Genomic DNA, 1,920 nt, shown 5'->3' with positions numbered 1-1,920 from the left:
AAAAATTATCGAAGTTGATAGCTTCTAATCTATCAAACCTTTTTAACTGGTCAAGTTATTAAGGGTGCAGGGCGGATGCCTTGGCACTAGGAGCCGATGAAGGACGCGATAAGCTGCGATAAGCTTCGGGGAGTTGCACGTAAACTTTGATCCGAAGATTTCCGAATGAGGAAACTCACTTAGAGTAATGTCTAAGTATCATTAAGTGAATACATAGCTTAATGAGGGGAACTCAGGGAACTGAAACATCTAAGTACCTGAAGGAAGAGAAAGAAATTCGATTCCGTAAGTAGCGGCGAGCGAACGCGGAATAGCCCAAACCAATAAAGTTTTCTTTATTGGGGTTGCGGACATATCTTAAACGAAGAGGTATCGTAATTGAAGAGGTTTGGAAAGACCCACCACAGAAGGTAATAGTCCTGTATGTCAAACGAGAAAACTTCAGATATGATCCAGAGTACCACGGGACACGTGAAACCCTGTGGGAAGCAGGAGGGACCACCCTCCAAGGCTAAATACTACCTAGTGACCGATAGCGTATAGTACCGTGAGGGAAAGGTGAAAAGAACCCCGGGAGGGGAGTGAAATAGAACCTGAAACCCTGCACTTACAAGCTGTGGAAGCACATTTCTTGTGTGACCGCGTACTTTTTGTAGAACGGGCCAACGAGTTACGTTAAGTAGCAAGGTTAAGCACTTAAGGTGTGGAGCCGTAGCGAAAGCGAGTTTTAACTGAGCGTTCAGTTACTTGACGTAGACCCGAAACCGGGCGACCTACCCATGAGCAGGATGAAGCGAAAGTAAAATTTCGTGGAGGTCCGAACCCACGAGCGTTGAAAAGCTCGGGGATGACTTGTGGGTAGCGGTGAAATTCCAATCGAGCCCGGAGATAGCTGGTTCTCCCCGAAATAGCTTTAGGGCTAGCCTCAAGGTGAGAGATACGGAGGTAGAGCACTGAATGTCCTAGGGGGTATTGCACCTACCGAAGACTATCAAACTCCGAATGCCGTCATCTTATACTTGGGAGTCAGACTGTGGGTGATAAGATTCATAGTCGAAAGGGCAACAGCCCAGATCGTCAGCTAAGGTCCCTAAATGTAAGTTAAGTGGTAAAGGATGTGGGATTGCACAGACAACCAGGATGTTGGCTTAGAAGCAGCCACTCATTCAAAGAGTGCGTAATAGCTCACTGGTCGAGTGATCCTGCGCCGAAGATTTCCGGGGCTAAAACTTACTACCGAAGCTACGGCATCAGTAATGATGGGTAGGGGAGCTTCCCATACGGGTTGAAGCATGACCGTAAGGACATGTGGACAGTATGGGAGTGAGAATGTTGGCATGAGTAGCGAGATGTGGGTGAGAATCCCACAGGCCGTAAACCCAAGGTTTCCAGGGGAAGGTTCGTCCGCCCTGGGTTAGTCGGGACCTAAGCTGAGGCCGAAAGGCGTAGGTGATGGACAACAGGTTGATATTCCTGTACTACCGATAACCGTTTGAGAGATGGGATGACACAGTAGGATAAGCTAAGCACACTGTTGGTTATGTGTGCCCAAGCATTGAGGCAGTCAGAGTAGGTAAATCCGCTTTGATAATGCTGGGATGTGATGGGGAGCGAAATTTAGTAGCGAAGTAGCTGATTTCACACTGTCAAGAAAAGTCTCTATCGAGGTTAAAGGTACCCGTACCGCAAACCGACACAGGTGGGTGAGGAGAGTATCCTAAGGCCCGCGAGAGAACTGTTGTTAAGGAACTCGGCAAAATGACCCCGTAACTTAGGGATAAGGGGTGCCACCATACGGTGGCCGCAGAGAATAGGCCCAAGCGACTGTTTACCAAAAACATAGGTTTCTGCTAAGTCGCAAGACGATGTATAGGAGCTGACGCCTGCCCGGTGCTGGAAGGTTAAGGGGATCTGTTAGAG

General features: G+C 48.3%; 1 rRNA gene. It reads left to right on the top strand.

Features of this window, described 5'->3' with window-relative positions:
• Window positions 1-48 precede the first annotated feature (48 nt).
• Window positions 49-1,920 (top strand): 23S ribosomal RNA (locus tag IC213_RS20405); the annotation flags it as partial.

Origin of the sequence: Clostridioides sp. ES-S-0049-02 (assembly GCF_020658465.1) — a bacterium.
Classification (GTDB): Bacteria; Bacillota; Clostridia; order Peptostreptococcales; family Peptostreptococcaceae; genus Clostridioides.
Note: the sequence above shows the minus strand (reverse complement) of the source record. Positions and strands in the feature narration are given on the sequence as shown.